Origin of the sequence: Streptomyces sp. AA4 (assembly GCF_000158875.1) — a bacterium.
Lineage (GTDB): Bacteria > Actinomycetota > Actinomycetes > Mycobacteriales > Pseudonocardiaceae > Amycolatopsis.
The window spans coordinates 3,771,248-3,789,551 of the sequence record NZ_GG657746.1 but is presented as its reverse complement, the minus strand read 5'-3'; the positions used below and the strand labels follow the sequence as shown (position 1 = coordinate 3,789,551).

Genomic DNA, 18,304 nt, shown 5'->3' with positions numbered 1-18,304 from the left:
GTGGACGTCGATCGCGCGCACGCTCAGCCCTTCCCGGGATGCAGCGTGCCGCAGGCCCCGCAGGTGCGGGCTTCCTCGGACGAGTAGAACTGCTCGAACACCGGCGGCAGGTCGTCGACGATGTCGCGCACCTGCAGTTCCACCTCGTGCACCTTCGCGTCGCACTCCAGGCAGAACCACACGAACTTCTCGAGCGTCCCCTCCTCGCGGATGCGCTCGATCACGATCCCGATCGAGCCCTCCTGCGGACGCTGCGGCGAATGGTGCACGTTCCGCGGCAGCATCCACATCTCGCCCTCGCGGATGTCGACCCGCTGCGGGCCGTCCTCGGTCATCAGGTTGACGTGCATGTCGCCCTTGTACTGGTAGAACCACTCCTCGTACGGGTCGAGGTGGTAGTCGGTGCGCTGGTTCGGCCCGCCGACCACCTGCACGATGAAATCGCCCATCGGGGCCCACATCTGCTTGTTGTTGACCGGCGGCTTCAGCTCGTCCTCGTGGTCGGCGATCCACTGGGCGAAGTCGAACACGGGCGGGATGGCGGTCATCGTTCCTCCTTGCCGGGGATCCGGGCGATCGCCTGGATCTCGATGAGCAGATGCGGATGCGGCAGCTGGTGCACCGCGACGGTCGTGCGGGCCGGGCCGTTCTCGTCGAAGAACTCGCCGTAGACCTCGTTGTAGCCGCCGAAATCGTTCATGTTCACCAGGAACACGGTCAGCTGCGCGAGGTCTTCGAGCCCCGCGTCCGGCCGCGGCCAGGATGTCGCGGATGTTCTCGAGCACGGCGCGGGTCTGCGCCCGGATGTCCAAAGCGGTCACGCCGAACTCGTCGGCCTCCGCGCCGGCGAACGTGTTGTCCGGCCGCCTGCTGCTGGTGCCGGAGACGAAAACCAGGTCCCCGACGACCTTGACGTGCGGGAACCGCCCGCGCGGCGTCGCCTTCCCGGCGACGACATGGGCTTGCGCCACGCTCATCCCTCCTTGGTGCGAACCGAAACCGAGCCCAGCCCGGCGACCCGGGCCTCGACGTGCGTCCCGGCTTTCAGCGCGACGGCCGCGGTCGCGGCACCGGCCAGCAGCACCGACCCTTCGCCCAGCCGATGTCCGTACGCCGCCGCCATCCGCTGTGCGGCGGGAAGCGCGCGCAGCGGGTCGCCGAGGATGTCCGCCGTCGATCCGCTCGCGACGACCTCGCCGTCGAAGAGCAGGTCGACGGCCAGCGCGGCCAGCTGGTCGATCCGCGTCCACGGCCCGATCACGAACGCCGACGCCGAGGTGTTGTCCGCGACCACGTCGGCCAGGCTGAACTTGAAATCGCGGTACCGGCTGTCGATGATCTCCAGCGCGGGCGCGACGGCCGCCGGCTCGCCGTCCGGGCCGAGCCGGAACGCGACCTCGGGCTCGACCCGCGGATGCACGCCGCGGCTCACGTCGAAGGTCCCGCCGTCCTCGATCCGCATGCGGTCGGTCAGCGAGCCGATGATCACGTCCGAGACGCCCATCTGCTCGGCCTTCGCCTTGCTCGTGAAGCCCAGTTTGACCCCGGCCACCGTCTCGCCGCGCCCTTCGCGCAGCGCGATTCCCGCGTGCTGCACGGCGTACGCGGTGTCCAGGCTCATCGGTCCATCGCTGGTGAGCTGCGGAATCGCCTGCCCGGTGGCGGTCGCGCGGTCCAGCAGTTCGGCGCGTTCCTCGACGGTGGTCACAGCTGCACGCACACATTCGTCGGCTGGGTGTAGAAGTGCATCGAGTGCAGGCCGCCCTCCCGGCCGATGCCGGAAAGCCCGACGCCGCCGAACGGCGAGCGGAGATCTCTGAGATACCAGGTGTTGACCCAGGCCATCCCAACCCGCATCTGCTGTGCGACGCGGTGGCCGCGCTCCAGGTTCGTCGTCCACACCGCGGCGGCGAGCCCGTAGTCGGTGTCGTTCGCCAGCCGGACCGCTTCCTCCTCGGTGTCGAACGGGATCAGCGCCGCGACCGGCCCGAAAACCTCCTCGCGCACGACCCGCGCGGAGTTGTCGAGCCCGGTCCACAACGTCGGTTCGATCCACGATCCGCCCGCGAGATCCGGCCCGAGTTCCGGCACCGAACCGCCCGTCAGCACCGTCGCTCCCTCGGCCACCGCGAGGTCCAAATAGGACTGGACTTTCTTGCGGTGCTGTTGGGAGATCAACGGCCCCGTCGTGGTGTCCGGATCGTCCGGCCGTCCCAGCCGCAACGCTTTCGCACGCTCGGCAAGCCCGTTCGCGACCGCGTCGAAGACGGATCGCTCGACATAGACCCGCTCCGTGCACAGGCATACCTGGCCGGTGTTCAAGAAAACTGAGCGAGCGAGGCCGTCGAGGGTCTTCTCGAGGTCGCAGTCCGCGAACACCACCGCCGCGTTCTTTCCGCCCAGCTCAAAGGAAACCGGCCGGACTGACGGAGCGACCGCGCGCATGATGGCCGAGCCGGTCCGGGATTCGCCGGTGAACGTCACGCCGTCGATGCCGCGGTGGGCGGTGAGGTACTCCCCGGCGGAGTCCGGCCCGAAGCCGTGAACGACGTTATACACCCCGTCCGGCGCACCCGCCTCCGCGATCACCTCGGCGAGCAGCGTCGCGGTCGACGGCGTTTCCTCGGACGGCTTGACCACCACCGCGTTGCCGCACGCGAGCGCGGGCGCGACCTTCCAGGTCAACAGCAGCAGCGGCAGGTTCCACGGCACGATCACCGCGACCACGCCCAGCGGCTTCGGCACCGCGTAGTTCAGCGCTTTCCGGCCGTTGGGCAGATCGGTCAGGAACGAATCGAGACCGGCCGCCGCGACCGTGTCCGCGAACGAACGGAAGTTCGCCGCCGCCCGCGCCACATCCAGGTCGCGCGCCAGCTGCTCCGGCTTGCCGGTGTCGCGGACCTCCGCGGCGACGAAGTCCTCGAAGCGCTCCTCGATCCGGTCGGCGATCCGGCGCAGCAAGGCGGTGCGCTCGGCGACCGAAGCGCGCCCCCACGGCCCGTCCAGCGCGGCGCGCGCGGCCGCCACCGCGGCGTCGACCACGTCCGGCCCCGCCTCGTGGACGTGCGCGACGAGCGACCCGTCGACCGGATCGATCTTCTCGAAGGTGCGCCGCCCGGCGACCCGGGTCCCGCCGACGACGTTGTGGAGTTCCGCAGCCATGAAACTGACCGTAGGGACGTCCGGAATGCCTGGCCAATGCTCTTTGCCGCCGCTCCCATAGCCGGCTGGACATGCCTTGGCCATGCCTCGGCGGGCATAGCCTCGGCCAGAATGAGCATTGGCCAGGCATGGCAGCAGCGGCGAAGGATGACCGCGTGAGCGATCCGAACGTCGATCGGGACTACAGCGCGCAGGCCACGGTGACCGAGGCCGAGTTCGAAGCCGCGATGGCCCGCTACCGCTCCGCCTCCGAATCCGCCACCGCCGGTCTGGACGGCGTCGCTGACCTGGCCTTCGACCCGCACAGCGACGAACGGCTGGATGTCTGGGGCATCGCCCCCGGACAGCTGCGCCCCGTCGTCCTCGCCGTCCACGGCGGCTACTGGCGGATGCTCTCGCGCCACGACACCGCGTTTCCGGCCCGGGTGCTGGCCGACGCCGGAATCGCGAGCGTCGTACCCGACTACACGCTCGCTCCCGCCGCACCGCTGGACGAGATCGTGCGCCAGGTCCGCGCCGCCGTCGCCTGGGTGTATCAGCACGGCACCGAGCACGGCCTCGATCCGGAGCGCATCCACGTCGTCGGCAGCTCAGCCGGTGGGCACCTCGCCGCGATGACCGCCGTCGCCGAATGGCAGCACGCCGCCGGATTGCCCGCGGACGTCGTCAAGGGCGCGATGACGATCAGCGGCCTCTTCGACCTTCGCCCGCTCGTCAGCTCGTTCGCCAACGCGTGGCTGAACCTGGACACCCCGCGCGCGGAAGCCCTCAGCCCGATCTTGCTGCCGCCCGGCCGCGCGCCGCTCCACGTAGCGGTCGCCGAACACGAAGCCGCGGGATTCCACCGGCAGAGCAAGGCTTTCCACGCGCACTGGCCCGGCTCCAGTTCGCTGACCGAGGTGCCCGGCCGCAACCACTTCGACGTCTTCCTCGACCTGGCCGACCCGCACTCGGCGCTCAGCCGGGCCCTGGTCCGGCTCGCCCGCTCGTGACGACGGAAGCCGCTCCGGACAGTAATGTCGCCGGAATGGAGATGCCCCGCCTGCTCGACGGCCGGCTCAAGCTCAGGCACCTCGTTCTGGTGGACACCCTCACCGAGCAGGGCAGTGTCGTGGGCGCCGCCGCCGCGCTGCACGTCACGCAGCCGGTCGTCACGCGCGGACTGCACGACCTCGAAGCCATCCTCGGCGTGCCGCTTTACGAACGCGGGCCGCGCGGGATCACGCCGACCGAATTCGGGACCGCGTTCACCGAACACGCGCGCGCCGTGCTCGCCCAGCTGACCCATGCCGCGCGACACGTCGTGGAAATCGCCGACGCGACGCGCGGCCGAGTCGTCGCCGGCATCCACCTCGCGGGCTCGAACCTGTTGCTGCCGCGGGCGATCGCGCACCTGAAGGAAGATCACCCGCTGGTCACCGTCGTCGTCCGGGAGGGCACGCCGGAGTCGCTGCTCGTGGAGCTGACCGCGGGCCGGGTGGACGTGATCGTCGGCAGGCTGAGCGGCCCCGGCACGGAAGGCACGCGACGGCGGGCGCTGTACCAGGAGTCGATCCGGGTGGTCGCCGGCGCGCACCACCCGCTCGCCGCGCGCGAGAACGTGTCGCTGGAGGATCTCGCGGAGTTCCCGTGGATCGTGCCCGGCACCGAGACGATGCTGCGCCAGGAACTGGAAAGCCTCTTCGCCCAGCACGGCCTCGACCTGCCCGCCAACCGCGTCGAGGCGACGTCGTTCCTCACCGTGCGGCAGCTGCTCACCGAAACCGCGATGGTCGCCGCGCTCCCCGGTCTGCTCGGGATGGACGACCCGCGGCTGGTCACGCTGCCGACGCCGCTGGAGAACATCGGGCACAGCGTCGGCCTGACGCTCGCCGCCGGACGCCGGCTGAACCCGGCCACCCAGGCGCTGATCGAATCCCTGCACACCGTCGCCGCGCAGATCGAAGACGCCTGACGCCTCTCTGCCGTTTTCTTGACGACCGACGACAAACCGTGATACTTCATGGACCTCCGCGGAGGGAGCTTCCATGGGTTACCGCTTGTCCACTGTCGATCCGGCCCGCACCGCGCTGGTCGTCATCGACATGCAGCACGATTTCCTGGCCCCCGGCGCCCCGCTGGAATCCCCGGCCGGACGCGCCATGATCCCCACCCTCAACGACACCGTCCGGTTCTGCCGCGACGCCGGCATCCCGGTGTTCTTCACCGCGCACGTCCACCGCCCCGACGGCTCCGACATGGGCCGGTTCGCCGACCTGTACCCGCCGATCGCGGCCGGCGCCGCGCTCATCGAGGGCACGCCCGGCGCGGCGCTGTATTCCGAAGTGGACCGCCGCCCGGACGAACCGCTGATCCTCAAGCACCGCTACAGCGCCTTCTACGGCACCGATTTCGAAATGCAGCTTCGCGGACGCGGTGTGGACACCCTGGTCGCCACCGGAGTGACCACCGAGGACTGCGTCCACGCCACCATCCGCGACGCGATGTTCCGCGACTTCCGCACCGCGGTCCTGTCCGACGCGTGCGCGACCTACGACCATCCCGACCTGGGCCACGGCGCGATGTCCGCCGCGGAGGTGCACGCGGCCACGCTGGTCGTGCTCGCTCAGTCCACTGCGGACGTGCTGACGAGCGCGGAATTCACCGCCCTCGCCACGAAACCCTGACCCCACCCGCGGAGGCGCGTTACGACGACTCCGCACGCGCCGGCGAGGCCGCCGCCAAAGACACCGCGTCGTGCGCGTGGATCCACTCCAGCGTCTCGCCGATCCGCCCCAGCGCGAGGTCCCGCGCGTCCGCCGCCGGACCGTCCGGCAGATGCAGCAACGCGTTCGCCACCCAAGAACTCCGCTGGACCGCCCGGGTCCGCGGCCGCCGAAGCTTCTCGTACCGGGCGAGCGCCGCCTCGCGGGAATCCCGCGCGAGGCATTCGGCAAGCGTCACCGCGTCCTCGATTGTCTGGTTCGCGCCCTGCCCGTGGTGCGGCAGCATCGCGTGCGCGGCATCGCCGAGCAACACCACTCCGCCGCGATGCCAGCGGTTGAGCGGATACTGGCCGAACAATCCCCATCGCTGAGGCAACGTCGTCGCGCCGACCATCTCGCGCACCGCCGGATGCCAGCCCTCAAAGGCGGCGGCGATGCGCTCCCGGGGAAAGTCCTCGGTCCACGACTCCCCCTCCCAGGCCGCCGGTTCGTCCAGCACGGCAAGGAAATTCACCACCGACCCGTCGCCGATCGGGTAGTGCAGCAGATGCCCGCCCGGCCCCATCCAGAACTGGATCGCCCCCGCGTCCGGCAGCGACGGCAGCTGTTCCACCGGCACCAGCCCGCGAAACCCGCTGGCCCCCGAGTACCGGGCGCGCGGCGTGTCGTCCACCCACGCGCGAACCGTCGAATGCACCCCGTCCGCGCCCACCACCACGTCCGCGGTTTCGCTTGTCCCGTCGGCGAACTCGAGCCGGTACCGCGCCCCGTCCGCGACCACCCCGGTCACCCGCCGGCCAAGACGGACCTTGCCCCACGCGCCAGCGAGGATCCGCTGCAAATCCGCCCGATGCACCCCGAGATACGGCCCGGCGAACCGTTCCTCGTAAGCATCGCCGACCGGATACGCGACCACCCGGTGCCCGCCCCGCCAATGCCGGTACACCAGCTCCGTCGGCACGGCGGAACACGCGGCCAGCTCGTCCCGCAACCCCAGCCGTTCGAGGACCCGGGACCCGTTGGCGGCCAACGCCACCGCCGCCCCGACTTCCCGCAGCTCGGCCGACCGCTCGTACACCTCCGCGCCGATCCCGCGCTCCCGCAACGCGAGCGCGAGCGTCAGCCCGCCGATCCCGCCGCCGACGATCGCCACCGTCATGAGCCCCTCCTCACCCTGTGTACCGATCGGTACACGATTGGACGGTACGACGTACCGATCGGTACAGTCAAGGGGTGGACTCCGGAACCGGCCGCCGCGCCGAACTGCTGCAGCAAGCCGTGGACTACCTGGCGACGCACGGCCTCGCGGACCTGTCGCTGGCCCCGATGGGCGAGGCGCTGGGGACGAGCAAACGGATGCTGCTGTACTACTTCGGCAGCCGGGAAAACCTGATCACCGAGGCGCTGGCCGCGAGCCGCCCGGACGTCACCGAACTGTTCCACTCGGTGCACGACGAGAAATCCCTCGAGGCCGCGGCGCACGCCCTGTGGCACGCGATCACCCGAGGCCGCCAGCAACGGCCGATCCACATCCTTTTCCAGGTGCTGGCTCTGGCCCCGACCCAGCCGGAGCGATACCTGACGGTCGCGAGGGAAGCGATCACGGCGATGGTGGACCCGCTGGTGCCGGTGTACCGAAAACTGGGCTACCCGGAACCCGAGGCAGCCGCCCGGGCGAGCCTGCTGATCTCAGGCCTGCGGGGCCTGTGCCTGGACCGCATCGTGACGGGGGACGAGGAGAGGATCGAGATCGCGGCACGGGCGTTGATCGCTACTGCGGTGGCTCCTCCCGGCTGACCGGCAATGCCGTGCTAGTGCTCAAGAATCGCCGGCAACTCCGCCACCGATCCCAGCACATGCGTAGCCCCGTGCGCCCGCAAAGTCGCCTCGTCATGCGCCCCAGTAAGCACCCCAGCCGCCACTGACGCCCCCGCCCGGCGGCCGGTCAGCATGTCGAACCCGGTGTCCCCCGCCACCGCGACCGCGCGCACGTCCGTGATTCCCAAGCGCAGCACCGCGGTCAGCACCATGTCCGGGAACGGGCGGCCCCGCCCTCCCGCGTCCGCCGGGCACACCACCAGATCCGCCAGCTCCGTCCACCCGAGCCGCCGCAGCAACGCGTCCCTCGTCCGGGCCGAGAAACCCGTGCTCAGGCACACCCGACGCCCCTGTGCCCGCAGCTTGTCGATCGCCTCCTCCGCACCGGGAAGAGGCGCGGCGACCTCAATGGCCTGCGCAGCGAAAGCCTTCTCGAAAACCCGATTCGCCTTCTCCGCCACACCATCCGCGGGAAAAAGCGCCCGGAAGACCTCGATCTTCGACTGCCCCATAGTGTCGCGAACGTAGGCGTCCACGTCCTCGCGCTCCGGCGAATCCGCGGGCACCCCGACCGCCTCCAGGGCCGCCGAGAAGGCCGCCTCGACCGCGCCGTCGTCTCGGACCGTCGTGCCTGCCATGTCCAGCACGACCAGCTCCACCGCTCGCGTCATCGAACCCCCTCCACTTCCCGCCCGGTCACCGCGTGCACCGCGCTGATCAGGGCCATCGTCTCGATGTCGGCCGCGCTGCAGCCGCGCGACAGGTCGTGCAGCGGCGCCGCGACGCCTTGCAGAATCGGGCCCAGCGCGGTCGCCCCGCCGAGCCGTTCGGCGATCTTGTACGCGATGTTCCCCGCGTCAAGATTGGGGAACACCAAGACATTCGCCCGCCCGGCGACAGTCGACCGCGGTGCCTTCGCCACCCCGACCGCATCCACCACAGCGGCGTCGAATTGCAATTCCCCGTCCACAGCCACGCCCGGCAGCCGTTCCCGCACCAGCGAAGTCGCCTCGCGAACCTTGTCCACCGCGGAATGCTTGGCACTGCCTTGCGTACTAAAGGAAAGCATCGCCACGACGGGCTCGGTCCCAGTCAGCGCGCGGTGCGTGGAAGCCGCGCCGACCGCGATGTCGGCCAGCGCATTCGCGTCCGGCTCGGGGACCACTGCGCAGTCGGCGAAAGTGAGCGATCGGCCGTCCTGCAACAACATCAGGAAGCAACTGCTCAGCGTCCGCACCCCAGGAGCGAGGCCGACAATCCGCAGGCCAGCCCGGAGCACATCGGACGTCGGCCGCGTCGCCCCGGCCAGGCACGCGTCCACCCGGCCCAGCGCGAGAAGCGCGGCGGAGAGGGCGACCGGATCGGTGCGAACGTTCTCCACCCGGTCCGGAAACGCCGTAGCCAACCGCGCGAGGACAGCGTCGTCAGCGGCCAGAACCGCAGTGTCCAAAGTGGGCGGCACCGCAACGCCAAGCTCTCCTGCCACTGCAGCGATCTCCGCGGACGAACCAACGAGGACCGGCTCGACCACGCCGCGGTCGACCAGATGCGCGGCCGCGGTGACAGCGCGCGGATCGGCGCCGTCGGCGAGGGCGATCCGCGGGCGGGCGTCGCCGACGCGTTCCCGCCAGGTCTCGGCCAATGGGGCCATGGTCATCTCGCAAACTCCCTCGCGGACGGCAGTGCTCCCCGAGCAGGATCTCGGCACCTGGCCCCAGGGGACAGAGCCAGAACAGTGCCCGTTGACGGGTCCAGAACGAAGAAGATCTGGACCCGTCGACCGAGCGGTTTCTGGCACTTTCGCGGTGGCCAGCCGTCCCGCACTCTCGACCGCACCACACACGGCAGATGGGAGCAGGCGATGAAGATCGGTGTGCCTCGCGAGGTCAAGAACCACGAATACCGGGTGGCGGCGACGCCGGCCGGAGTACACGAGTTCACCTCGGCCGGCCACGAGGTCTTCGTGGAACGCGGCGCGGGCGAAGGCTCGTCCATCCGCGACGAGGACTACACGGCCGCCGGCGCGAAGCTGCTCGACCACGCGGACGACGTGTGGGGCACCGCGGACCTCGTGCTGAAGGTCAAGGAGCCGGTCGCCGAGGAGTACCACCGGCTGCGTTCCGACCAGCTGCTGTTCACCTACCTGCACCTCGCCGCGAGCGAGCCCTGCACGAAGGCCCTGCTCGACGCGGGCACCACGTCGGTGGCGTACGAAACGGTCCAGCTGCCGAACGGCTCCCTTCCGCTGCTGTTCCCGATGAGCGAGGTAGCCGGACGGCTGGCCCCGCAGGTCGGCGCGCAGACGCTGATGCGCGTCAACGGCGGGCGCGGCGTGCTGATCGGCGGCGTCTCGGGCGTGCCGCCGGCCCGCGTGGTCGTGCTGGGCGCGGGCGTCGCCGGGATGAACGCGGTCGCGGTCGCGGCCGGGACCTGGGGCGACGTCGTGCTGTTCGACAAGAACGTCGACAAGCTCCGCGCCGCCGACCGGATGTACCAGGGCCGGATCCGCACCGCCGCGGCGAACTCGTTCGCGATCGAGCAGGCGGTGCTGGAGGCCGACCTGGTCATCGGCGCGGTGCTCGTCCCGGGCGCGAAGGCCCCGAGCCTGGTGTCCAACGAGACGGTGTCGCGGATGAAGCCGGGCAGCGTGCTCGTGGACATCTCGATCGACCAGGGCGGCTGCTTCGAGGACTCGCGCCCGACGACCCACGCCGACCCGACCTTCCGGGTGCACGAATCGGTGTTCTACTGCGTGGCCAACATGCCGGGCGCGGTCCCGCACACCTCCACGCACGCGCTCACCAACGTCACGCTCCCCTACGCGCTGGAGATCGCGAACAAGGGCCTCCGCACCGCGGTGCAGGACACGCCCGAACTGCGGGGCGGCGTGAACACGGTGGCCGGGGCGCTGACCTACGAGCCGGTCGCCCGGGCGCACGGCCTGGACTTCACCGACGTCGCCGACGCGCTGGCCTGAGCCGCCCCGGCGTGGCGCGGGGTGGGAAAACCGACCGCCGCGAGTTACGTTTCAGCCCACCCCGCTGCACGCCGGCCACTTGGGAGAGCGCAGTTGCCCCGCACGTTGATCGAGATCGACCGCTCGTCGGACGAACCGCTGTACCGCCAGGTCCGGCGGGCGATCGAGCACGGGATCGCCATCGGCACGTTCGACCCGGCCCGCCGGCTGCCCAGCTCGCGGGAACTGGCCGTCGAACTGGGCGTTTCCCGCAACACGATCAACCTCGCCTACCAGGAGCTGGTCGCCGAGGGGTACGTGGAAAGCCGCGAGCGCAGCGGACTGTTCGTCAACGGCGAGATGCGCCCGCACTGCGCGGTCGAGGCGCGGGACACAGAATCGCGGATCGACTGGGCCGGCCGCGTCCGCCGGTTCCCGGACGCCGAGGTCGCCCACATCGAGAAGCGCACCGACTGGGCGAGCTATCCGTACCCGTTCCTCGCCGGGCAGGTCGACATCACCGCGTTCCCGGCCCGGTCCTGGACGCGCTGCCTCCGCGACGCCCTCTACCGGCCGCACGTCTTCCACAGCCTCCAGGACAGCGTCGGCTCCGACGACCCGATGCTGGTCGAGATGGTCTGCCGCCAGCTGCTCACCACCCGCGGCATCGAAGCGGACCCGGACGAAGTGCTCATCACCGTCGGCTCGCAGCAGGGCCTCGACCTGCTCGGCCGCGTGCTGCTCGGCCCGGACCAGGTCGTGGCCATCGAAAACCCCGGATACCTCGACGCGCGGCACATTTTCCTCCGCACCGGCGCCCGCGTGACCGGGATCGACGTCGACTCCCGCGGCCTGCAACCGCCGGAATCGCTCGACGGCATCGACCTCCTCTACCTCACCCCGAGCCACCAGCACCCGACCAACGCGACCCTCAGCATCGGCCGCCGCCGCCAGCTCCTCGCCCAGGCCGCCGCCTCCGGCACCGTAGTGGTCGAAGACGACTACGACAGCGAATTCCGCTACCAAGGCAGCCCCACCCCGGCGTTGAAAGCCCTCGACAACACCGGCGACGCCGTCTACCTCGGCACGTTTTCCAAATTCCTCTCCCCCGGCCTGCGCCTCGGCTACCTGGTCGGGCCGCGGGAACTGGTGCGCGCGCTGCGCGAGGCCCGCCGCTACGTCCTGCGCCACCCGCCCGGCCAGCTGCAGCGGGCGCTGGCGCTGCTCATCGAAAGCGGCGAGTACCACCGCTCGCTGCGCCGCTACCGCACGAAGCTGATGCGCAAGTGGACCGCCACCACCGCCGCGGTCACCGAGTACCTGCCGTGGACGCAAGGCCCGTACCCGCCCGGCGGCGTCAGCCTGTGGATGTCCGGACCGTCCGAACTGGACTGCCGGGTCCTGGTGGAACGCGCGGAAGAACTGGGTGTGCTCATCGAACCCGGCGACATCTTCTTCCTCGGCGACGACCCGCCGCGCAACCACTTCCGCATCGGGTTCTCCGCCACCCCGCCGTCCGCGATCGACCCGGGCATCCGGCTGCTCGGCGACCTCTGCCGGGAACTGCTGGACAGCTGACCGGACCCGCGCTGGACCCATGCGCGGATCGCTTTCTGGACCTGTTCGCGGACCAGCTCCCCCGGCACTGTCGTGGGGGCAGGACACGTGGACAAGGAGGTCCTATCGTGGGCGAACCCGCTGTATCCGCTCGTCCGGCCCCCGACCTGGTGGTGCTCGGGGGCACGGTGCTGACCCTGGACCGAGGCGGGACGCGGGCGTCCGCGCTCGCCGCGCGCGACGGCCGGATCGCCGAAGTCGGCGACGACCGCTCGATCGCCGCCCTCGCCGGTCCCGGGACGACGGTGCTCGACCTGGCCGGACGCACCGTCGTCCCGGGCTTCGTGGAGTCGCACAACCATCCGTCGTTCTTCGGGATGGCGCTGGCCGCCCCGGTCGACGCCGGAAGCCCGCCCAACGACCGGATCAGCGACATCGCCGGCCGCGTCCGGCAGGCGGCCCGCGACTTCGGCCCCGGCGAATGGATCAAGGGTTTCCGTTACGACGACACGCTTCTCGCCGACAACCGGCATCCGACGCGGCACGACCTCGACCCGGCGTCGCCGCGCAACCCGGTCCTGCTCACGCACGTGACCGGCCACTTCTCCGTGGCGAATTCCGCCGCGCTGCGAGCCGTCGGCATCACCGCGGCCACCCCGGACCCGCCCGGCGGAGCCATCGCGCGCGACGAACGCGGCGAACCGACCGGCCTCCTCATCGAGACCGCGGCGTTCCTGGTCAACTCCGCGATGCCCGCGCAAGGCCCCGACGAATTGGCCGCGGCGCTCCAGCTCGCCGACGCCGAGTACCTGCGCAACGGCGTCACTTCGGTGCACGACACGGGAATCGGCCTGATCGGCGGCGAACAGGAACTGGCCGCGTACCGCATGCTGACCCGAGCCGGAAAGCTGCGCACCCGCATCCACGGCTACCTCTTCCACACCCTCCTTCCCGGCCTCGCCGAAGGCGCCCCCGAACCGCCCGATCCGTCCAATCCGGACGGATTCACCATGAACGGAATCAAAATCGTCGCGGACGGCTCGATCCAGGGCCGCACCGGCTGCCTGGCCGAGGGCTACACCTGCGATCCCGGCGAACACGGCATGATGCTGCTCGAACCGGACGACCTGTCCCGCCGCATCGCCGCGCTCGACGCCGCGGGCTGGCAGGTCGCCGTGCACGGCAACGGCGACGCGGCGATCGACGCCATCATCGACGGCTACGCCCGCCTCGGCGCCCCCGAGGGCACCGGCCGCCGCCACCGCATCGAACACTGCCAGACCGCGCGCGAGGACCAGCTCGACCGGATGGCCGAAAACGGCATCGCCGCGTCGTTCTTCATCAAGCACGTCTACTACTGGGGCGACCGGCACCGAGACGTCTTCCTCGGCCCGGAACGCGCCCGCCGGATCAGCCCGCTCGCGTCCGCCCGCTCCCGCGGAATCCACTTCGGACTCCACTCGGACACCCCGGTCACGCCGGTGCCGCCGCTGGAAGGCATCTGGTGCGCCGTCGCCCGGCAGACCAGCAGCGGGCAGCTCCTCGGGCCGGAACAGGCGATCGACGTGGAAGCCGCTTTGCGCGGCTACACCATCGACGCGGCCTACCTCGCCGGCGAGGAAGAAATCAAGGGCAGCCTCGAAATCGGCAAGCTCGCGGACCTGATCGTGCTGTCCGAGGATCCGACCACAGTGGACCCGAGCCGGATCCGCGACCTGACCGTCGACGCCACGGTGATCGGCGGACAGCTGGTCTGGCAACGCGATCCGGCCGCGACGGGAGGCGTCCGATGATCCGGAGCTGGCCGAGCCTGTGCATCGGCCTCGGCATCCCCGCGGTCGCGATCCTCGGCGGGATCCCGCTGGTGGCGGGCTCGCCCGCGACGGTGGCCGGGTTCCCGCTGGTGTTCTTCTGGATGTTCCTCTGCTTCCCGCTGACCACCCTGTGCCTGTGGATCAGCTGGCGGTTCTTCGACCGCCGGCACTACCCGGCCGACACGCCCGCCGAGACCGTCGTCAAGGAGGACCAGGAATGCTGATTCTCATCGTCGCGGTCGTGATGGGACTGTCGATCCTGCTGGCCCTGTGGGCCGGCCGCTCGTCGCGCGGCGGCGGGATTTCCGAATTCCTGGTCGGCGGCCGCTCGTTCCCGCCGTGGCTGCTGTACTTCCTGGCCGTCGGCGAGGTGTACAGCATCGGCACCATGATCGGCTTCCCGAGCGGCATCTACGCGCACGGCGCGAGCTACGGGATCTGGTTCCTCGGCTACATCCTGCTCGCCTATTCGCTGGGCTACTTCCTCGCCCCGCTGGTCTGGCGCGCCGCGCGCAAACACGACGCGATGACCGTCCCGGACGTCTTCGGCCGCCACTACGGCAGCCGGACGCTGGAACTGATCACCTGCGTCACGATGCTGATCGCGCTCGTGCCGTGGGGCCAGTACCAGTTCATCGGCCTGCAAGTCGTGCTGAGCAACCTCGGGCTGAAACTCACGCCGGTGCAATGCGTCCTGCTGGCCGGGGTCATCGCGTTCGCCTACATCGCCGTGTCCGGCATCCGCTCCCCCGCGTTCGTGTCGATCCTCAAGGACGCGTTCATGCTGCTCGGCGTGGTGCTCGTCGGGCTCGCCGCGGTGCTGGTCGCCGGCGGCACGTCCGGCGTGACCGGCCCGGAGGCGCTGGCCAGGGCGCAGACCACGATGGGCGGGCAGGACCTGTGGTTCGCGATGACCACGATCCTGTTCCAGAGCGTGGTCTTCTACCTCGGCTTCGGCGGCGCGTACGTGTTCCCGGCGCGTTCGGAGCGCGCGGTGAAGAGTTCGACGGTGTGGATGCCGCTGTACATGCTGATCTACCCGTTCCTCGTCTTCGCCGCCTACTACGGGCTCAAGCAGCACCCCGGCCTGAAGAACCCGAACACGGTCTTCATGGTGACCGCGAAAGGCCTTCTCCCGGAACCGGTTCTCGGTCTCGTAGCCGCCGGCGCCGCGCTGTCCGGCGTGCTGGTGCTGTCCGCGACCGCGCTGGCGATCGGCGGCATGGTCAGCCGCAACCTGGCCCCGAACGTCCGGCCCGCGGCCCAACGGCGCTGGACGGTCGTGGCGGTGGCGGTGTTCCTGGTGCTCGCCGCTGTGCTCACGCTGACCGCCTCGACGCTCATGCTCACCGTGCTGAACCTGACCTACAACCTGCTGGCCCAGGTCGTGCCGGGCTGGCTGGCGATCCTGTTCGCCCGGCGGGTCCGCACGGCCGCGATCGCGACCGGAATGGTGGTCGGCGTGGTGACCGCGGTCGTCCTGTACGTCACCGGCGTGAAGCTCGGCGGGCTCAACCCCGGGCTGGTTTCGATGGGCGTCAACCTGGTGATCGTGTTCGGCTGGAGCCTGCTCGCTCCGGGCACGAAGCGGTCTCCGATTGCCTTGGAGCGCAACGAACCGGCCGGGGCCGCGCCGGTCGCGCAACCCGCGGGCTAGCGGCGGGCGATCAGGCCGAGGATCTCGCGGAAGGCACGGAACCCCGTGCCTTCCGCGGCATCCAAGGCCAGACTGCGCCGGTAATACGCACTGAGATCAAGTCCGACCCCGATGCCGTACACCTCCGTGTCGCTCCGCTCCGGCCCGTCCGCCACCTGCACCAGATGGCGATCGAGGTAACGCTCCTCGTTGGCCAGCACGGTCGCCCCGTCCATCGGACTTCCGTCCGACAACACGAAAACCAGCCGCCGCCGCACGTCGCACGCGCGCGCCCGCTCCGCCGCCCATGCCAACGCTTCACCGTCGATGCCTTCGCGGAACAGATCAGCCTTGAGCAACGCCGCGACGTCCCGCCGCGCGCGCCGCCACGGTGTCGCCGCGTCCTTGAACACCAGGTGCCGACGCTCGTTGAGCCGCCCCGGGTGCTTCGGCCGCCCGGCGCGCATCCAGTCTCGCCGCGCCCGGCCGCCGTGCCACGCACCAGTGGTAAAGCCGAGAATTTCGCAACTGGCACCGGCGAGATCGAGCGCGCGAGCGAACAGATCCACCAGCACCGCAACGGTTTCCCGGTGCGCCTTCATCGAACCCGAACAGTCGATCAGGAACGTGACCAGCACGTCGGCGACCGGTTCGGTGCGCTCGACCCGGAACACCCGATGGTCCGCGGGCGTCGCGATCAGCCGCGCGAGCGCCCGGCCGTCGATCTGGCCTTCCTCCTGCGCACCGTCCCAGCCAGACCGTTCCGGCTCCGCGAGCACCGCCGTGAGTTCCCGGGCGAGCCGAGCCACGTTGACGCCCTGCTTCGCGACCCGGGCGTCAAGCCGTTCCCGCAACTCGCGCAGCAATTCCGGCCGCACCAACGGTCCCGCCCGGTCCTCGCGGTCGTAGGCGGTGGTGAAAACCCGATACTGCCCGGCCGCCACCGGTCCTTTGTGGTCGCCGATACCCGCGGCACCGCCTTCCTCGCTGCCGGTTTCGTCGTCGAAATCCAGCAGCAGCGCGTACGCCGCGGGGTCTTCCTGGTCCTCGTCGTCTTCGGGCTTCTCCGGCTCCAGCAACCCGGCGACCGCCTCGGCCAGCGCCCGCGCGTGCTCGGCGAACGCCGCCTGATCAGCCCGGTTCCGCCGAAGCCCGGCCAGCTGCGCGCCCAGCATCGGCGCGATCGCCGCCCGGGTCGCCTCGATCAGGTCCTCGGTCTCCTCCACGACCGGCTCGCCGGTGATCCGCGCCCGCGCGACCTGCGCGACGGTGTAGATCAGCAAACCGCGCGCGGTCTCGGTCAGTCCATTGTGGTGCGCAGACAGCGACCAGCGTTCGTGCCGGCGCCGCAGATTCGCCGTCACGCCAGGCAAACCAGCCGGTACCAGCGACTCCACCCGGAACTGCTCCAGCAGCTCGAACAACAGCCGCTCAACACCGCCGTCCGGCCGCAACCGCTTGTGCAGCTCGCGATCGGACCGGCTCAGGTGCAGCGCCATGCCGTCCGCCGCGCCGCGGAACGACGGCACGTCCTCGTCTTCGGCGCGCAGATGCGGAGCGGGCATCGGCACCGGACGGGTGCCGCGATGCAGGCGCCCGCCCCGGAAATGCGCGTCCGGCGAACCGCTGACCGCCCGGATCGCCGCCGCGGACAGTTCCTCGACCTGCTGGCGCCGCCGGGTCTCGGGCGTGCTCACGCCGCGGCCAGCTCCAGGTCGAAGCAGCGCTGGAAGTACTCCGCGACGACCGGCCGTTCGGCCTCGTCGCATTTGTTGAGGAACGTCAGCCGGAACGCGAGCGCCGGGTCGCCGAAGATCTCGCAGTTCTCCGCCCACGTGATGACCGTGCGCGGCGACATCAACGCGGACAGGTCACCGGCGCGGAACCCCTCGCGGGTCAGCCCGGCCACCGCCACCATCGCCTCGGCGAACTGCCCGGACAGCCGCGGCACGCGCGCCCGCACGATCGCGGCTTCCTCTTCCGGCGCCAGGTAATCGAGCGCCGCGACGATGTTCCACCGGTCGATCTGTGCGTGGTTCAGCCGCTGGACGCCGTGGTAAAGCCCGTTCAGATTACCCAGCCCGACAGTGTTGGCGGTGGCGAACAGCCGGAACCCCGGATGCGGGCGCAGCACGGTGTTGCTGTCGATCAGCGTGAACTTGCCGTCCCGCTCGAGCAGCCGCTGGATGACGAACATGACGTCCGGCCGTCCCGCGTCGTACTCGTCGAGGATCAGCGCGGTCGGCCGCCGCAGCGACCACGGCAGGATGCCCTCGCGGAATTCGGTGACCTGCTTGCCCTCGCGCAGCACCACCGCGTCCTTGCCGACGAGGTCGAGCCTGCTGAGATGCCCGTCGAGATTCACGCGCAGGCACGGCCAGTTCAGCCGCGCCGCGACCTGTTCGACGTGCGTGGACTTGCCGGTGCCGTGCAAGCCCTGCACGAGCACGCGCCGGTTGTGCGCGAACCCGGCCAGCAACGCGAGCGTCACGTCCGGGTTGAACCGGTAGGCCGGATCGATCTCGGGCACGTGCTCGTCGGGTTCGGAGAAGCACGGGACGGTCATGGCCGAGTCGAGACCGAACGCGTCGCGCACGGCGATCCGGGCATCGGGGCCGGCGGGACGGTTGCCGGACAACGGGTTCATCGGAAGACC

At 70.4% G+C, this 18,304-nt stretch carries 17 protein-coding genes and 1 pseudogene; 9 read left to right on the top strand and 9 right to left on the bottom strand.

All coding sequences use genetic code 11. The features are described 5' to 3' along the window. Positions 1-23: 23 nt before the first annotated feature. The 4 genes and pseudogenes from SSMG_RS17435 to SSMG_RS17420 all read right to left on the bottom strand — a co-directional run bounded on the left by SSMG_RS17435 (position 24) and on the right by SSMG_RS17420 (position 3,162). Positions 24-548, bottom strand: a complete 525-nt coding sequence (locus tag SSMG_RS17435) for a 3-hydroxyanthranilate 3,4-dioxygenase (protein ID WP_037714010.1) — start codon at positions 546-548, stop codon at positions 24-26. Continuing rightward, positions 545-971, bottom strand: a pseudogene (locus SSMG_RS17430) (RidA family protein). The gene SSMG_RS17435 and the pseudogene SSMG_RS17430 overlap by 4 nt, the downstream one beginning before the upstream one ends. Positions 972-973: 2 nt before the next feature. Then, positions 974-1,708, bottom strand: a complete 735-nt coding sequence (locus SSMG_RS17425) for a 2-keto-4-pentenoate hydratase (protein ID WP_050788211.1) — start codon at positions 1,706-1,708, stop codon at positions 974-976. After that, positions 1,705-3,162: a 2-hydroxymuconic semialdehyde dehydrogenase gene (locus tag SSMG_RS17420; RefSeq protein ID WP_009077971.1), complete on the bottom strand. Its 1,458-nt coding sequence runs from the start codon at positions 3,160-3,162 to the stop codon at positions 1,705-1,707. Before SSMG_RS17420 ends, SSMG_RS17425 begins: the two co-directional genes overlap by 4 nt. Before the next feature lie 155 nt (positions 3,163-3,317). Here SSMG_RS17420 and SSMG_RS17415 point away from each other — a divergent pair, with 155 nt between their 5' ends. From SSMG_RS17415 to SSMG_RS17405, 3 genes are all read left to right on the top strand, one after another. After that, complete coding sequence (locus SSMG_RS17415; protein ID WP_037714009.1) at positions 3,318-4,154, top strand: alpha/beta hydrolase; 837 nt, start codon at positions 3,318-3,320, stop codon at positions 4,152-4,154. Positions 4,155-4,189: 35 nt separating this feature from the next. Beyond that, on the top strand, positions 4,190-5,116 hold the full coding sequence (locus SSMG_RS17410; protein WP_037714007.1) for a LysR substrate-binding domain-containing protein: 927 nt from the start codon (positions 4,190-4,192) through the stop codon (positions 5,114-5,116). Positions 5,117-5,189: 73 nt separating this feature from the next. Beyond that, complete coding sequence (locus SSMG_RS17405) at positions 5,190-5,828, top strand: cysteine hydrolase family protein (RefSeq protein WP_009077965.1); 639 nt, start codon at positions 5,190-5,192, stop codon at positions 5,826-5,828. Positions 5,829-5,847: 19 nt separating this feature from the next. On the opposite strand, the gene SSMG_RS17400 is transcribed toward SSMG_RS17405, so the two are convergent. Beyond that, positions 5,848-7,026: an FAD-dependent monooxygenase gene (locus SSMG_RS17400; protein WP_009077963.1), complete on the bottom strand. Its 1,179-nt coding sequence runs from the start codon at positions 7,024-7,026 to the stop codon at positions 5,848-5,850. A gap of 74 nt (positions 7,027-7,100) precedes the next feature. Here SSMG_RS17400 and SSMG_RS17395 point away from each other — a divergent pair, with 74 nt between their 5' ends. Then, a complete protein-coding gene (locus SSMG_RS17395) occupies positions 7,101-7,664 on the top strand; it encodes a TetR/AcrR family transcriptional regulator (protein WP_037714000.1) in 564 nt (187 codons plus the stop codon). 14 nt (positions 7,665-7,678) lie between these two features. Here the strand turns inward: SSMG_RS17395 and SSMG_RS17390 are convergent, their stop codons facing one another. After that, a complete protein-coding gene (locus tag SSMG_RS17390) occupies positions 7,679-8,356 on the bottom strand; it encodes a phosphonatase-like hydrolase (protein ID WP_009077960.1) in 678 nt (225 codons plus the stop codon). Next, positions 8,353-9,342: a phosphotransacetylase gene (locus SSMG_RS17385; RefSeq protein WP_009077958.1), complete on the bottom strand. Its 990-nt coding sequence runs from the start codon at positions 9,340-9,342 to the stop codon at positions 8,353-8,355. The genes SSMG_RS17390 and SSMG_RS17385 overlap by 4 nt, the downstream gene beginning before the upstream one ends. 204 nt (positions 9,343-9,546) lie before the next feature. On the opposite strand from SSMG_RS17385, the gene ald reads away from it, so the two are divergent. The 5 genes from ald (at position 9,547) to SSMG_RS17360 (ending at position 15,669) form a co-directional block, all read left to right on the top strand. Further along, entirely contained in the window at positions 9,547-10,662 is a 1,116-nt protein-coding gene (gene ald / locus SSMG_RS17380) for an alanine dehydrogenase (RefSeq protein ID WP_009077956.1), read from the top strand. A 93-nt stretch (positions 10,663-10,755) separates the two neighbouring features. Next, positions 10,756-12,219, top strand: a complete 1,464-nt coding sequence (locus SSMG_RS17375) for a PLP-dependent aminotransferase family protein (RefSeq protein WP_009077954.1) — start codon at positions 10,756-10,758, stop codon at positions 12,217-12,219. Positions 12,220-12,326: 107 nt separating this feature from the next. After that, a complete protein-coding gene (locus tag SSMG_RS17370) occupies positions 12,327-13,991 on the top strand; it encodes an amidohydrolase (protein WP_009077953.1) in 1,665 nt (554 codons plus the stop codon). After that, on the top strand, positions 13,988-14,236 hold the full coding sequence (locus SSMG_RS17365) for a DUF3311 domain-containing protein (protein WP_037713996.1): 249 nt from the start codon (positions 13,988-13,990) through the stop codon (positions 14,234-14,236). The genes SSMG_RS17370 and SSMG_RS17365 overlap by 4 nt, the downstream gene beginning before the upstream one ends. Further along, positions 14,230-15,669, top strand: coding sequence for a sodium:solute symporter (locus SSMG_RS17360; protein ID WP_037713994.1), 1,440 nt, complete (start codon positions 14,230-14,232; stop codon positions 15,667-15,669). The genes SSMG_RS17365 and SSMG_RS17360 overlap by 7 nt, the downstream gene beginning before the upstream one ends. On the opposite strand, the gene SSMG_RS17355 is transcribed toward SSMG_RS17360, so the two are convergent. Then, complete coding sequence (locus tag SSMG_RS17355; RefSeq protein ID WP_037713993.1) at positions 15,666-17,345, bottom strand: cobalt chelatase; 1,680 nt, start codon at positions 17,343-17,345, stop codon at positions 15,666-15,668. The two genes, SSMG_RS17360 and SSMG_RS17355, sit on opposite strands and share 4 nt — an antisense overlap. Continuing rightward, entirely contained in the window at positions 17,342-18,295 is a 954-nt protein-coding gene (locus SSMG_RS17350; RefSeq protein WP_009077948.1) for an AAA family ATPase, read from the bottom strand. Before SSMG_RS17350 ends, SSMG_RS17355 begins: the two co-directional genes overlap by 4 nt. Positions 18,296-18,304: the final 9 nt, after the last annotated feature.

Coding starts and splice junctions, on each gene's coding strand:
- SSMG_RS17350 (WP_009077948.1), bottom strand. CDS start 18,295: ATGAACCCGTTGTCCGGCAACCGTCCCGCCGGCCCCGATGCCCGGATC.
- SSMG_RS17360 (WP_037713994.1), top strand. CDS start 14,230: ATGCTGATTCTCATCGTCGCGGTCGTGATGGGACTGTCGATCCTGCTG.
- SSMG_RS17420 (WP_009077971.1), bottom strand. CDS start 3,162: ATGGCTGCGGAACTCCACAACGTCGTCGGCGGGACCCGGGTCGCCGGG.
- SSMG_RS17390 (WP_009077960.1), bottom strand. CDS start 8,356: ATGACGCGAGCGGTGGAGCTGGTCGTGCTGGACATGGCAGGCACGACG.
- SSMG_RS17410 (WP_037714007.1), top strand. CDS start 4,190: ATGGAGATGCCCCGCCTGCTCGACGGCCGGCTCAAGCTCAGGCACCTC.
- SSMG_RS17385 (WP_009077958.1), bottom strand. CDS start 9,342: ATGACCATGGCCCCATTGGCCGAGACCTGGCGGGAACGCGTCGGCGAC.
- SSMG_RS17365 (WP_037713996.1), top strand. CDS start 13,988: ATGATCCGGAGCTGGCCGAGCCTGTGCATCGGCCTCGGCATCCCCGCG.
- SSMG_RS17400 (WP_009077963.1), bottom strand. CDS start 7,026: ATGACGGTGGCGATCGTCGGCGGCGGGATCGGCGGGCTGACGCTCGCG.
- SSMG_RS17435 (WP_037714010.1), bottom strand. CDS start 548: ATGACCGCCATCCCGCCCGTGTTCGACTTCGCCCAGTGGATCGCCGAC.
- SSMG_RS17405 (WP_009077965.1), top strand. CDS start 5,190: ATGGGTTACCGCTTGTCCACTGTCGATCCGGCCCGCACCGCGCTGGTC.
- ald (WP_009077956.1), top strand. CDS start 9,547: ATGAAGATCGGTGTGCCTCGCGAGGTCAAGAACCACGAATACCGGGTG.